Origin of the sequence: Caballeronia sp. AZ7_KS35 (assembly GCF_023631045.1) — a bacterium.
Lineage (GTDB): Bacteria > Pseudomonadota > Gammaproteobacteria > Burkholderiales > Burkholderiaceae > Caballeronia > Caballeronia zhejiangensis.
Genome location: NZ_JALQDV010000048.1, coordinates 244,848 through 259,155, shown reverse-complemented (window position 1 = coordinate 259,155; position 14,308 = coordinate 244,848). Strand labels below are relative to the sequence as shown.

Annotated in this window: 14 protein-coding genes; all 14 read right to left on the bottom strand. The window is 63.5% G+C overall.

All coding sequences use genetic code 11. The annotated features are described in order from the left end of the window. Positions 1-51: 51 nt before the first annotated feature. A complete protein-coding gene (locus tag NCT05_RS30750) occupies positions 52-306 on the bottom strand; it encodes a DUF4148 domain-containing protein (RefSeq protein ID WP_250437689.1) in 255 nt (84 codons plus the stop codon). A 121-nt stretch (positions 307-427) separates the two neighbouring features. Then, positions 428-664, bottom strand: coding sequence for a hypothetical protein (locus NCT05_RS30745; protein WP_250456986.1), 237 nt, complete (start codon positions 662-664; stop codon positions 428-430). A gap of 164 nt (positions 665-828) precedes the next feature. Beyond that, positions 829-2,082 carry an MFS transporter gene (locus tag NCT05_RS30740; RefSeq protein ID WP_284507591.1) on the bottom strand — a complete coding sequence of 418 codons (1,254 nt, stop codon included), beginning with the start codon at positions 2,080-2,082 and terminating at the stop codon, positions 829-831. Beyond that, positions 2,079-3,353 (bottom strand): MFS transporter, encoded by a 1,275-nt coding sequence (locus NCT05_RS30735; RefSeq protein ID WP_250437687.1) that lies wholly within the window; start codon positions 3,351-3,353, stop codon positions 2,079-2,081. Before NCT05_RS30735 ends, NCT05_RS30740 begins: the two co-directional genes overlap by 4 nt. Before the next feature lie 17 nt (positions 3,354-3,370). Then, entirely contained in the window at positions 3,371-4,264 is an 894-nt protein-coding gene (locus NCT05_RS30730) for a phosphate ABC transporter substrate-binding protein (protein ID WP_250437686.1), read from the bottom strand. 33 nt (positions 4,265-4,297) lie between these two features. After that, positions 4,298-5,848 (bottom strand): acetolactate synthase large subunit, encoded by a 1,551-nt coding sequence (locus NCT05_RS30725; RefSeq protein ID WP_250503923.1) that lies wholly within the window; start codon positions 5,846-5,848, stop codon positions 4,298-4,300. Next, the gene (locus tag NCT05_RS30720) at positions 5,848-6,705 is read right to left on the bottom strand and encodes an HpcH/HpaI aldolase family protein (RefSeq protein WP_250503922.1); all 858 of its coding nucleotides are present in this window, start codon (positions 6,703-6,705) and stop codon (positions 5,848-5,850) included. The genes NCT05_RS30725 and NCT05_RS30720 overlap by 1 nt, the downstream gene beginning before the upstream one ends. 21 nt (positions 6,706-6,726) lie before the next feature. Further along, positions 6,727-7,572, bottom strand: a complete 846-nt coding sequence (locus NCT05_RS30715; RefSeq protein WP_250503921.1) for an amidohydrolase family protein — start codon at positions 7,570-7,572, stop codon at positions 6,727-6,729. Then, the gene (locus NCT05_RS30710) at positions 7,572-8,597 is read right to left on the bottom strand and encodes an amidohydrolase family protein (RefSeq protein WP_250456992.1); all 1,026 of its coding nucleotides are present in this window, start codon (positions 8,595-8,597) and stop codon (positions 7,572-7,574) included. Before NCT05_RS30710 ends, NCT05_RS30715 begins: the two co-directional genes overlap by 1 nt. A 23-nt stretch (positions 8,598-8,620) precedes the next feature. Beyond that, complete coding sequence (locus NCT05_RS30705; protein WP_250437681.1) at positions 8,621-9,592, bottom strand: ABC transporter substrate-binding protein; 972 nt, start codon at positions 9,590-9,592, stop codon at positions 8,621-8,623. A 186-nt stretch (positions 9,593-9,778) separates the two neighbouring features. Beyond that, a complete protein-coding gene (locus NCT05_RS30700) occupies positions 9,779-10,720 on the bottom strand; it encodes a LysR substrate-binding domain-containing protein (protein ID WP_250437680.1) in 942 nt (313 codons plus the stop codon). A gap of 48 nt (positions 10,721-10,768) precedes the next feature. After that, positions 10,769-11,299 (bottom strand): carboxymuconolactone decarboxylase family protein, encoded by a 531-nt coding sequence (locus tag NCT05_RS30695; RefSeq protein WP_250437679.1) that lies wholly within the window; start codon positions 11,297-11,299, stop codon positions 10,769-10,771. 23 nt (positions 11,300-11,322) lie between these two features. Then, positions 11,323-13,347, bottom strand: a complete 2,025-nt coding sequence (locus NCT05_RS30690; protein ID WP_250503920.1) for a tripartite tricarboxylate transporter permease — start codon at positions 13,345-13,347, stop codon at positions 11,323-11,325. Between the two features lie 74 nt (positions 13,348-13,421). Continuing rightward, positions 13,422-14,276, bottom strand: a complete 855-nt coding sequence (locus NCT05_RS30685; protein ID WP_250437677.1) for an amidohydrolase family protein — start codon at positions 14,274-14,276, stop codon at positions 13,422-13,424. Positions 14,277-14,308 lie beyond the last annotated feature (32 nt).

Here is a 14,308-nt window from a genome sequence, read left to right as displayed (position 1 = left end):
AACCGGCTGTGCCGTCCTGTCACGCGGCTATCTGACTATGTCGCCGGACTGCTAGGGCGTTCTGTTACGGCCGGCTTCGTCGGCCCGGCCCTTCATCGCCTTGCGCGCAGCGACGCGGAATTCGGCAGCCTGTATTTCACCGTCAGGGAAATCCGCCCAGGCGGTCGGGCTGTAGCCCGCATTTTCAGCGCGGACGAGATCGGCGCGAACCTGTGCGCGAGTCAAGGACTGGTCGCCTGTCTGCGCAAAGGAAAGAACGGGAATGGCAAGGACCAACCCTGAAACAGCTTTGACGAGCGGTTTCATGCAACACCTCCCAGGCTTGCCTGGCGACACTGCATCGCGGGATGCGTGAAGTTCGCTCAAACAGTCTAGCAGGGTTAGCAATTGAGGGTTGACACTTAGCTCCCGCCGCTTGCGTGCGCTTTCAGGTCGGAACAGGGTTCATCGCAAGCGAGGGAGACGTCGGCGGATAGACGCACCACGAGCCATCGTCGTGGCGAAAAAACACGATAGCGAAGGCTTCGGACGCAACCATGATCTCGATGCGCACCGCACGCCAGGGCATGGCCCTCGAACGTGCCGCGCGACTGATTCGAATGTTTCCGGCTCGCCCCAACCAGTCGTGCATCAGGAACCGAAGCGATTTTCTCTGTTCGCTCATGACTGTTTCTCGCTCGGATCGACGAAACCGTAGATCTCATTCAGGACACTCAGCCGCGCACCGATGCCGGCACGCTCGATGTATCGCACCACCCTTGAAAAGCAGGCTCTCATGGCCACCACTTCACGCTCGTCATCCTGACCCGGAAAGAACGCGCTGCCGGATCAATGCAGCGCGTCGCGCGTCGCGAGCGGCTTGAAAAGGCGGCTCCAGGCGACGCTGATCAGAACCGTCGCGAAGCCGCCCGCCACGACCGAGCCAACGACGCCCAGCGCCGTCGCACTCACGCCCGACTCGAATTCGCCGAGCTGATTGCTCGCCCCGATGAACAGCGTGTTGACCGCCGCCACGCGCCCCCGCATGTGATCGGGCGTTTCGAGCTGAATCAAGGTCTGCCTGACGATGACGCTGATCGTATCCGCCCCGCCCGACACCGCGAGCAAGAGCAGCGATAACGGAAACCATCGCGAGAGGCCGAATGCCGCGATCGACACGCCATACACCGCCACCGCAATCAGCAGCTTCTTGCCGACACCGCTGACGATCGCGCGTCGTGAAAGCACGAGTCCGATGCACAATGCGCCCATGGCGGGTGCAGAGCGCAGCAAGCCCAGGCCTTGCGGTCCGACGTGCAAAATCTGCTTCGCGTAGACGGGAAGCAGCGCGGTCGCGCCGCCGAACAGCACCGCGAAGAGATCGAGCGAGATCGCGCCCAGCAACAGCGGACTGCCCCAGATGAAGCGCAAGCCCGCGAGGATCGTGTCCGCCGTGGCAGGTTCGCGCGAGGGCGGCGTGTAGTCGTAGCGAACGAACGCGTACATTACGGCGCTGATGCAGAACAGCAGCGCGCTCGTCAGATATACGGTGCCGACGCTGACCGCGAACAGCACCCCACCCAGCGCCGGCCCGGCGATCACCGAGATTTGCTGGACCACCGTGCTGAGCGCCATCGACCGCGCAAGCAGGCGCGGCGGAACGAGCATCGGCAGGAGCGCCTGCTGCCCCGTCATCTGGAACGGCCTGATTGCGCCGAGCACGAGCGAGAGCGTCAGCAGCACGTCGCGCGTTACGCTGTGCGTCGCGGTGGAGACGATCAGAAGCGTCGCCACGACCGCCTGCAACGCCAGGCACGCGGCAACCATCCGTCCCCGATGCAGCCGGTCGGCGCAATGCCCCGCGATGAGCGTCGTGGCGAGACCGGGAACGAACTGGAACAGACCGACGAGGCCGAGATCCCAGGCGCTCGATGTCAGGTCGTACATGTGCCAGCTGATCGCGAGCATCAGCATTTGCTGCGCGCTGATCGAGCCGACCCGCGCGATCAGGAAGCGCACGAGCGACGCGTGACGCAGCAGGGACGTCACATCGTCCGGATGATTCTGCGTGGACGGCGATGAAGACGGATGCGACGGAGTCATGACACGTCACGCATGGGAGCATTGACCTTTGGCGCCCACTTCCTTCGGAGCAGCACAACGGTACTGGCGGCCCCAAGCAGCAGGAACACGAAGATGGCGAGCATCGGCAAGGTATAGCTGTGCCCGACATGAAGCAGCCAGCCCGACAGGCTCGCCGATACGCCGCCCGCGAGACTCGTCGCCACTTGCTGCAGGCCGGTATTCAGTCCGACCGCCTGCTTGGGAACCAGCGTGAGTTTGACGAGCGCCAGATTGTTTGCCGTCACGAGGCCGAGCAGGGAAAGCGACACGACGTTCCACAGCAAGGCCATCTGCGGCGAACGGGCATACGCGCCGAGCAACACGGTCGTCCCGCCGACGAATCCGGCGACGATGAACGACTTGCGCACGATCACGGCATCGAATCCGCGTGCGATCATCCGGTCAGCAGCCCATCCCGCGAGGGCGGCCACGACCGCGATCCCGACGAAGCTGAAGAACACATATAGGCCCGATTCACCGAGCGACAGGCCGCGTTGCTCGACGAGATAAGCTGGCATCCACGTCATGCAGTAGAACGCAAAATAGCTGTAGCAAAAGTTGGTGACCAGCCCGCCCCACACGACCGGACTCGACAGCAGGTTCGAGAGCGGCACCGACGCTGCCCGCTTCCTGGCGACGGCGAGTTGCGCGCGCGAAGGAAAGTCGTTCTCGAGCATCAGCAGCCACGGCGCCAGCCAGATCAACCCGACGAGTCCCGTGATCATGAACATCGCTTTCCATGAGCCCGTCGAGATCAGCCACGCCGCAATCGGCGCGCCGAGCGCCGGCCCCATCTTTCCGCCGATGGAAAAGATGCCCAGCGCCGTGCCCTTTCGCGTTTCGTCGAAATGATCGGCGAGATAGCGATAGGTCGCCGGAACCACCACGGCTTCCGCGACACCGATCATCAGACGCACGATGATGAGCGCCCACAATGTCGTCACGGCGCCCGTCGCAGCGGCGGCGAGGCACCAGAGCAGGAAGCAGATCGCATACGGCCACTTCACGCCGTAGCGATCGACCAGCCAGCCCATCGGCAACTGAAAGAGGCCATACGCCCAGAACATCGCGGAGCCGAGCCATCCGCGCTGCACGTGCGTCAGCGCGAATTCCTGCACGAAATGACGGTCGGCGAACGCCGCGGACATGCTGGTGCGATCCACGTGCGAGATCATGAGCCCCAGCGCGAGCAGCACGAGGATGGCCCAGCGGTTCGCTGTCCGCGCGCGTTCGACCCGGGTGATGTCCACATTGCGCTCCGAGGTCCTTAACCGAGGGAACCGGTCACATCGTCGAACAACTCGTCGACCGACAGACGACGCGGAATGATCTTCTGATCGAGCGCCCAGTCGACGGCCAGTTGCAGGCCCTTGCGATTCGCTTCCAGGCCGAGCGGCGGGAACACGGCGGGAACGCTGTCCGCGCTCGCGCGGCTTTCCACGACCATGCGATACAGCTCGCGCACGATATCCGGCCGTTCTTTCGAGAGCTTCTCGTGGACCACGAACATGTGGTTGATCGGCACGACGCCGGTGCGAGCGAACCAGTCTCTCGCGGCAGCCTGCGGGTCGGGCACGAGCGTGCGCACGCGTTCGTCCTTCGGCATGTCTTCTCCGAGCAAGGCGGCCGTGAGCTCTCCGTCGAGCATCATCTGCGGAATAGACGAACCCGCCGGCAAACGCTGGCAATTCTGCGGATCGCTGTATTCGGCGAGATGGCCGTCGCCGAGCGTCATCCACGTGACCTTGTCCAGATCGACGCCGTATTCGTGCCGCAGGATGCCGCGAATCCACAACGCGGTGGTTTGCGTGTAGGTGCGCACGCCGACCTTCCTGCCTTCGATATCCTTCGGATCGAGATGGCCGAAGTCGATGTTGTATCCGGCGCAGTGATGCTGGAAACGTCCCGAGATCGGCGCGGGCAGCAGCACATAGGGCTTGCCGTAGGCCTTCGCCTGGAGGAACGTGACGATCGCCAGTTCACCCGCGTCGAACCTGCTCTCGCGTACCATCGCCTTAAAGCCGTTGTGCGCGGGCGTCGGTCCGCAGAATTCGAGGTTCACGAGATCAGACTTAACCTGACCATTGCGCATGGCCTTCGTCACCGCGTATTCCGCGAGATTGACGCGCAACGTCGGCGCTTCGGTTTGCGTGGTTGTCATGCTGTGTGCTCCTGTTGCTGGTGTCGTTGGATGTCAGAGCCGTACTTCGATCAGGCTCGGCCCGGCTTCGCGCGCCGAATCGACCAGCGCCTTGTAGAAGCCTTCCGCCTTCTCGACGGCCACTGCCGGCACGCCCATGCTCTTCGCCATCGCCAGCCAGTCGATGCGCGGCTTGTCGATATCGATCATCGACAACGCGCGCTCTCCCGGCGCGCCCGCGCCCATGTTGGCGTATTCGGCCTTGAGGATTGCGTAGCTGTTGTTGGCGAAGATGATCGTGGTGACGTTCAGTCCTTCGCGTGCCTGCGTCCAGAGCGACTGGATGGTGTACATCGCACTGCCGTCGCCGACCATGCAGACGACGCGTCGCTCGGGACACGCCAGCGCCGCGCCGGTGGCCACGGGCGTCGCATAACCGATCGAGCCGCCCAGGTTGTTGATGAGATCGTGCGGCCGCGCGCCCATGGTCAGGCTCATGGATTCGCGACCCGTCGTCAGCGACTCGTCCACGACGATGCAGTGCTCCGGCAAGCCGGCCGCGAGCACATGCGCGATGCTCGCCGGATTCAGCGCACCCACAGGCACCGGCGTTTTGATGCGCGCCTGAAGAAGCGGCGCGGTGGCGGCCGCGCCGAGCGCCTGCAACAGCATGTCGAAGGCGAGTTCGCTGTCTTCGTCCGCCTCGACGAGCGGATGCACGAGCGTGCCTTCCGCCTTGAGCAGGCTCGGCTTGTCCGGATACGCGAAGAACGCGACGGGCTCGCGCGTCTCGACCGTGATGATGTGCTTGTAGTCCTTCAGAAACGCCTGGGCCTGCGCGACCGCATACGGAATGCGCGCGAGCGGCACACGTCCCGCGCCGCGCTCGATGCGCGCCGTGAAGAACTGCGAGCCGAGCACGGCGGCTGTCGCGGCCGCGACGCGTCCCGCCTTCTCCAGCGCCACGCCGCGCGTGGACTTGTTCGCGAGAATGATCAGCGCGGGCTCACCCGAGCGCAGCACGCGCGCCACATGTTCGATGCGCTCGGCGCTCGGCGCGCGGCGCGCCTCGACGCGGTTCGGCGGCAACCCGGGTGCTGCATCGACGGGTTGCCACGAGGTATCGCCGGGAAGAATGAGCGTGGCGATCTGGCCCGGATGCCCGCTCGCCCTGGCCACGGCCTGCGCCGCGTCCCAGGCGATCGTGTTCGACGATTCCGCGCGCCGCACCCAATGACTCAGCGGGCGCGCGAGACCTTCGATATCCGAGGTCAGCGGTGGATCGTACTTGAGATGCGACACCGAATGTTCACCGACGACATTGACCATCCCCGACGAAGCGCGCTTCGCGTTATGGATGTTCGCGAGGCCGTTCGCCAGGCCAGGGCCCAGGTGCAGCAAGGTCGACGCGGGCTTGTCCTTCATGCGATACCAGCCATCGGCGGCGCCGGTGGCCACGCCTTCGAACAGGCACAGCACGCTGCGCATCGCCGGATTGCCGCCGAGCGCAGCGAGGAAATGCATCTCCGAGGTGCCCGGATTGGCGAAACAGATATCGACGCCCTGCTCCACCAGCGTCGCCACGAGACTTTCGGCGCCGTTCATCAGTAACCCGCCAGTTCGCGTGCGAGACCGACCACGCCATACGTGCGCGCGGGTGCCGACATCAGGAAGCGATAGCCCTCTTCCTGCAAGCGGCGATGATTCTTCGCGGTCACATGCGGATTGCCGACGACCACATTGTGCTTGCGGCACGTCTCGACGATCTGCCCCATCGCCGCGAGCACTTCCGGATGCTCGTACTGACGCGGGAACCCCAGCTCCTGACTCAAATCGCCTTCGCCGATCAGAATGAAACCGATGCCCGGCACGTTGGCGAGGATGTCGCCGAGATTGTCGATCGCCTGGGTGCTCTCGCACATCAGCCCGACGAGGAGCTCGCCCTGCGGCGCGAGCGGCCAGACATCGGCGCGTTCGTAGTACTCGGCCATCGACAGGCCCCAGTAGCGCGCGGCGTTGGCGGGACCGTCGCCGCGCAGGCCCTTTGGCTCATAGAGCGGCGCGTTCTTCGGCCGCGCATAGCGGCAGGAAGCTACGGCGTTGTAGGCCTGCTCGACCGTCGACACGTGCGGCCAGATCACGCCGTACGCGCCGCGATCGAGCACCTGCTTCGCGAAGCTCTGGTTCATCTCCGCGCCATTGGCGGGGATGCGCGCAAGCGGCGTCACCTTCGGCGCAACCGAACCGGACTCCGCAATCTGCTTGCGGCTGAGCATGTACTGCAACGCGTCGCCGAGCGCGGACACGTCGTACGGGTTGTGCTCCATTTCGAAGACGATGCCGTCATAAGGCGCATCGCTCATTTCGATGGCAGTCTGCTTGTCGAGTTTCGCGAAGGCGGCATGCGCGGGCTTGCCGGATTCGAAAGCACGGATGATGCTGTTCAGGCGGGTGTTTGACATGATGCGTTCTCGTTCAGGTTGTCAGCTCAGCGCCGGATAGAGCTTCTGTGCGGTCTTGCCGAAGACCCATGCGCGGTCTTCGTCGCTCAGGCATGCAAGCCCCTGTTGGGCGGTGGCGAGAATCTCGCTGAGCGTGCCGGTCGATGTCGGGAAATTCGATCCCCATGCGAGCCGTTGCGCGCCGAATGCCTCGACCACACGCGGGAAGAAGGTCTCGGCGCTCGCCTTTTCCTTCTTCACGTCGCCGAAGATGCGCGGCGTGAGCTTCATGTAGACGTTCGGCAGGTCACGCAACGCGAAGAGTCCGGCTGCGTTCGCGTATGGTGGCCCGTCGAGCACGTCCGGACGCGCGAGGTGATCGAGGATGATGTTCACGTTCGGAAACTTTTCCGCCAGCATGCGCACTTGCGGCAGGCCGACCGGTCCGGTCTGGATGCACATCGGGAGCTTCAGCTCCGCGAGCATTTCCCACGCCCTGAACGACCTGGGGTTGTCCAGTTCGCTCGGATCGAAATCCTTGGTCGATCCGCCCGTGAAGATGCGCAAGCCCGCCAGTCCCTGGTCGGCCCAGTTCCTGATGACGGTCTGCACGTCATCGGCGAGCATATCGACCGAACCCACGGCGATGAGCCGGTCCTTGTACTGATTGCAGCCGTCCACCACATAGCTGTTATCGAAGCCGTAAGTCGTCGACGAATGCACGACGGCCGCCTTCGCGACGCCTGCTTCGTCCATCGCTTCGATCAAGGCCTCGACCGTGTTCGGGCGTTCCTGCGACCAGTCCGAACGCTTGCCGAACAGCGGCGCGGGCGGATAGCGCTTCTCGTCGTCCGAGATGATGTGCGGATGAATGTCGATGATGTTCATTACAGTCCTTTCGCCTTGAGGTGCTTGTCCAGACGCGGATAGACGCGTCGCGCGTTGCCCTCGAAGATCGCGTGCCGGTCCGCATCGCTCAACGCTTCGCATGCGTCGATATAGCGCTTGGTATCGTCGAAATACTGGCCGGTATTCGGATCGCGTCCGCGCACCGCGCCGATCATTTCGGAACCGAACAGCACGTTGCTCGTCGGCACCACCTTGGTCAGCAACTCGACGCCCGGATGGTGATAGACGCACGTATCGAAGAAGATGTTGTTCAGCAGACCTTCGAGCGGACGCTTGGCCATCTCGAGCGACATGCCGCGATAACGCCCCCAGTGGTAAGGCACCGCGCCGCCGCCATGCGGAATCACGAGGCGCAGCGTCGGGAAGTCCCTGAACAGATCCCCTTGCAGGAGCTGCATGAACACCGACGTGTCCGCGTTGAGATAGTGCGCGCCGGTGCCGTGATGACACGGATTGCACGATGCGGCGACGTGGATCATCGCGGGGACATCCAGATCGCACAGCGCCTCATAGAGCGGATACCACTCGCGATCCGTCATGGGCTTGCCGGTCCAGTAACCGCCGCTTGGGTCCGGATTCAGATTGCAGCCGACGAATCCCATTTCCTCGACGCAGCGGCGCAGTTCGGGCAACGAGTTCTTCGGCGGCGCGAGCGGCGACTGCGGCAACTGGCAAACCGGCACGAAGTTGTCCGGATACAGATCGCAGACGCGTCGCACGAGATTGTTCGACACTTCGGCCCATTCCAGGCTCGTGCGCTCGTTGCCGAGGTGATGGCTCATGAGACCCGCGATCGGCGAAAACAGCGTGAGGTCGCCGCCGCGTTCCTGTTGCAGACGCAACTGACCGTTGCCGACGCCTTCTCGAATGTCGTCATCGGAAACGTGCGCGCCGGACAGCGGGGGCGCATTGGCGGGATCGTCGGCGGCCGCGATCTGCCTGGCGCGCCAGTCGCGGAACGAAGCGGGAACGGTCGTGAAGTGACCGTGGCAATCGATGATCATGTTCTTGTGCTTTCCGTGCAGGTTCAGACGCGGGGATCGACGAACAGCTCATCCATGGACATGCGACGCGGCGTCAGGCCTTGCTTGAAGGCGGTCGCTTCGAGCGCTTCGATTGTCTTGCGGTTTTCTTCGATACCGTAGGGCAGCGGGTCGTTGCCGACGATCTTCTGCAGCTCGATGTACTTCTTGTTCTTCTTGTCGTTCAGTTCGCCTGCGTTGAGCTTGGCGAGCCACTCCTTCTTCGCCTTGTCGAACGCGTCGTAGATCGACTTCGCGACCCACGGGTGTTCCGCAAGCACCGAGTCCTTGACCACGATGGTGCCGTGCATCGGGTACACGCCGGTGCGGGCGTAGTACTCGGATTCGAGTTCTTCCGCGTTCGGGAACAGGTCCGGATAATCCGCTTCCACTTCCTTCCAGCCGCCCGTCGGGTCGCCGGTGCGGCCAATGCCCGCATTGCCGTGGAAACCTGCGACGAGTTCGCCCTTCGCCATCATGTCTGCGAGCGAGGTGCCCTTGGGCGCATGAATGACGTTCGGCGGCAGCTCGAGTTGCGTGACGTGCTCCTCGTCATCGACGACCCAGGTCACCTTAGAAGGATCGAGGTCGAATTCGTCGATCAGCACCTGGCGCGTCCATGCGCCCGTCGTCACCGAATACGCGCGCACGCCGACCTTCTTGCCTTCAAGATCCTTGGGCGTCTTGATGCCCGCGTCCGGCCGCACGAGCAGCCCGGAATGATGGAAGCGGCGCACGACGAAGATCGGCAACGCGACGAAGGGCGCGCCATAAGCACGCGCGATGATGTACGTGGTCGGCGCCAGTTCGCATACGTCGAACTCGACATCGCGGACCATGCGCCGGAACGCGCCGATTTGCGGCTGAACGGTGATGAATTCCGCGTCGACGCCCTCGATGGGAATCGAACCGTTGCGGATGGCGGAAGTGTGCGGATGTTCGGCGATGGCGAGCTTGAGATGGACCTTCTTTGTCACTTGAGTCTCCATGGAGGAATATCGTGTTGTTGACGACATGATCTTTTGAGAAGCCCGACGCCGTCTATTGAATAAAGCGGCGTGACGCTTAACCGTTTGGTAAAGGTGCTGCCTCACACGATATGGATGCCTAATTAATGCACGCAAATCAAGATACACGTCGTGTGATCGATGCTTTCCAAAGACTTACGAGTTGCCGCTCTGCAATTGCTGCGCGGCTTCTTCCAGGCAGGCGATCATGAGCTGCGCGCTCGGCGTCAACCCGCGATTCCGGTTCCACAGCACGCCTGCCGGCCTGAGCAAGCGCGGCAAGGTCAAGGGAAGCGCATGCAGGGGCTGCGCGTCGTCGTTGGCCGGCGTGCCGACCATGACAGCGATGAAATCCGAGATCTGTAGATGCGCGCGCGTCACGTGGACCGACAGCGTCTCGATGTAGTTGTTCGTCAGCGGTACATCGTGCGCCCTGAGCGTGCGTTCCAGCGAATCGCGTAGAATCGAGCCTTGCGGCGGCAGGATCCACGGATACGGATGAAGATCCGACCAGTTGAGGTTCTTGCGCCGCGCCAGCGGATGATGCCGCCCGGTCATCAACGTGATGGGTTCTTCGAGCAGCGCTTTTTCCTCGAAGCTGCCGAGCGTGTCCGGCGCAGGCAGCCGGCCGACGATCAGATCGAGCCGCCCTTGCCAGAGTTCGGGAAGCAATGCGCCGCGCGTGCCTTCGACCACCCTGACGTTCGTTCCCGGCGACTTGACCTTCAGCAGGTTGAGCGCCTGAGGCAGCAGCGCGGACGCCGAAGCGGGCAACATGCCGATATGCACCTTGCCTTCCGTGCCCGAACTCAGCGCCTTCATTTCATCGCGCGCCTGATGGAGTATGGTCAGCATTTCCCGCGCGTGACGGATGAGACACTCGCCGTGCGGCGTCGGCACGAGCCCTTGCGCCGTGCGCGAAAACAAGGTGAGCCCGAGCCCGCGCTCCAGCTCGGCCAGCGACTTGGACACCGCCGGCATCGTGACGTGCGTGACTTCCGCCACCTGCGTCAGATTCCGGTAGGTATCGATGGTCACGATCAGGCGCAGATGCCGCGCCTTCAGGTTCACCTGCAAATAGCCGTCAAGCCCCGTCACGTTGAATCTCCCACTGCCTTGACGCATCGGATTGCGCAGGCATGGCGCTCAGTCCTTCGGTTCGAGCGCATGCAAGGTCATGCCGAGCGAGATCGAGGTGAAATAGCCTATCGTCACGAGCAGCTCCGCGATGACCGCCCGGCCCAGCCCGGCATCGTACCCGGCGAAGCGCGCATCGTCGATGGAGCCACCCGCGAGAATGTCGCTCACTGCGTGGCACACGAGGCCGAAGCGCCCATGTTCGCCCGCGGGTCGGCGTTTGTCCAGAATCGCGCTGACGACCGCATCGGGCACGCCCGCCTTCAGCGCATGCCGCCGATGATTGGCGATCACATACGGGGCGTTCCAGAACACCGCCGTCGCGAGAATGGCGACTTCGGTTTCCGCTTCGCTGAGCACGGGCGAACGGTCCACATGCGTGCCGATGATTTCCATGCCCTCGGCCAGACGCGGGTTATGCAGCCAGATGTTGAACGGCGTCGGAATGCGCCCCCGCCCCGCCCCCAGTTGCGCGATGACCCGCTTCTGTTCGTCCGTAGCCTGCTCCGCGTCGATACGCGCCAGCCGATCCTGCGCCATGCGAGTCTCCTTTGAATGAAGAGTCAATTTCCGCCCAGACCCGGCAGCCATCGTCCGAGGAAGCTGTCCGGCCAGGGAATATGAAGAATCCGGTCGAAGACGAAATAGAGGAACGCGGTTACGCACACGGCGAGGATCAGACTGAGCTTCCACGATTCGCGCCCCTCGACGCGCATGTACGCCACCATCATCAGCGGCACGGTCGGAAGCATGCCGATCACCGACATGCACGCCAGGAAGGCGACAAACCAGCCGAGAAAGCGCGCGGCGCGCGACAGCACGGTTACCGTGGCGAGCTTTTCATCGTGATCGCCCGATACATCCATATGAACGCCGCTGCTGGCGCGCGCCGCGCCGTTCGCCGGAATCACGAAGACCTTGTACGCGAGGCTGACGGTTCCCGCGAATACCAGAATGCTCGCCACAACCGTCGGCCCGATGCGCGCCATCAGCAGCCAGTCTTGCGAACTCAGCAGCATGTAGAGCCCGATGCCGATGAAGAACACATCCTCGCGCTTCAGGACGATCGATCCACTCGGCTTGAACTGTGCGACTCCGCCGCTGCGCAGCGCGCTGAAAAGCGGCTTGAAGAAGACCAGCGCGGCAAGACTCAGGAGGACGACGACGACCGGCCGCGACAGCCAGTCCGTGCCGTAGCGCACGAAGGAAATCGACATGTAGCGTTCCATCAGCACGCCCAGCACGAGGCCGAGAATCAGCGGCGGACGCGCCCATCTGAGCCGCTTCATGGTCCATCCGATCACGCCGGCGATGAGCAGCACGAAGAGGTCTCCCCAGCTTCGCGAACCCTGGAACGCGCCGACATAGATGACCGGCATGATCACCGGCAGAATGAGCGTGTAGCGCAGCGTCGAGACCTTGGCGAACTGGCCGCTCAGGAGAAAGCACAGGCCCGCGCCGAAGATGTTGGCGAGCGCGATCGACCAGACCATGGAGTAGGTGAAGTCGAGATGGCGCGTGAGCATGTCGGGGCCGGGAATGAAGCCGTGCACCATCATTGCGCCGAGCAGGATGGCCTGGGCCGCGCCGCCGGGCACGCCGAACGAAAGCATCGGCACAAGACTGCCGCCTTCCCGCGCGTTGTTCGCCGCCTCGGGCGCGATCACGCCGCGCACGTCGCCCTTGGTGAAGGTTTCCCTCGCGCCTCTGGCGGTCTGCAACGCGTGGCCGTATGCGATCCAGTCCGTCACCGCGCCGGTGATGCCCGGCACCGCGCCGAGGATCGCGCCTAGACCGCCGCAGCGCAGCACGAGAAACCAGTTGCGGAAACTGTCGATGACGCCCTGACGCATGCCCTGCCTTGATGTGAATTGCACGTTCTCGGCAATGGCCGCGCGCCGGATCGCCAGCTCGCACAGTTCAGGCAACGCGAAGATGCCGAGGATGATCGGCACCAGCGGAATGCCGTCCTGAAGGTAAAGAATATCGCCGGTCCAGCGCATCTGTCCGGTCGCGACATTGGTGCCTATCATGCCGACCAGAATGCCGAAGCATGCCGCCACGACGCCACGCAGCGGCGCGTTGCCCGACAGCGCCGACACCATCGACACGCCGAACACGGTGAGCGACAACATCTCCGGCGTGCCGATCGACAGCACGAAGGGGCGCACCAGCGGCAGCGACACGGCAAGAATGACCGCGCCGATCAGCCCGCCCATCAGCGACGACATATAGCAGGCGCTCAATGCACGAGATGCTTCTCCGCGCCGGGTCATCGGCAGGCCGTCGAGCACCGTGGCCTGCGACGCCGCGTGGCCAGGAACCCCGAAGAGCACGGCGGGAATCACGTCCGAGGTGGTGATGACGGACGCCATGCCGAGCAGCATCGCGAACGCGGCGTACGGGTCCATCGTGTACGTGAAGGGCACGAGCAGCGCAAAGCCCGTCAGCCCGCCGATGCCGGGCAGCAAGCCGATTGCGAGCCCGACCGTCACGCCGAACACCAGAAAGATGATCCGGTTGAACTGCAGGAGCGTCGATAGCGCGTGTCCCGCCGCCATCAACGTTGCATCGTTGAAGAACTCCATGTCTCATCCTGATGGAATGGCGAGCTTCGTCGGCTCACCTGTATTGATGTCGCAGCCAAGCGCAGGTGCGATGCTCAGCCGGCCAGCATCGGATAGAGCTTCTTTGCGGTCCCTCCCCATACCCATGCGCGTTCCTCGTCGCTCAGCGCCGCGAAGCACGCATTGCCTTGCTCTACGAGCGTTTTCAGCGGTCCTGCCGAAGCCGGATAATTCGAGCCGAACGCCAGATGATCCGCGCCGAACACTTCCACGAGCTTCGCGAAGAACGGTTCCGCGCCGCCGGGCGCCGCCTGCGCGAGATCGAACGTGCGCGGCGTGATCTTCATGTAGACGTTGTCGTATTTCGCGAGCCAGAACAGCGCGGCGCAGTTCGCATATGGCGGGCCTTGTTCCAGATTCGGGCGGCCGCAGTGATCGAGCACGATCTTCACGTTGGGAAAGCGCTCGGCCAGTTCCGCCACCATCGACAAACCGTCGGGCGTGGTCTGGACGGCCATCGTCATGCCGAGTTCGGCGCAGCGTTGCCAGACCGGGAACGTCGCGGGATTGACGAGCCAGCTTCCGTCGCCTTGATGCGTGGCGCCGCCGGTGAAAAGCCGGATGCCGCCCATACCGCGCGCGAGCCAGTAGTCGAAGGCCGTCAGCGCGTCGGGGGCCATCACGTCGAAGGAATAGACGCCCGTGAAGCGGTCCGGATACCGCGCCACGCTGTCGGCGACATACGAATTGTTGCTGCCGTAGGTCGTCGACGAATGCACAATCGCGGCTTTCGACACGCCGGCTTCATCCATCTCGGCGTTCAGTTGCTCGAAGGTGACGGGACGCGTCGCCGACCACGTGGAGCGGTGCCCGTGCTGAGGCGCGATCGGATAGCGTTCCGTATCGGTCGAAATGATATGCGGATGAATGTCGATGATTTCGGGCGTCATGTGAATGGTCCGTTTGATGTTGATGTGCCTTC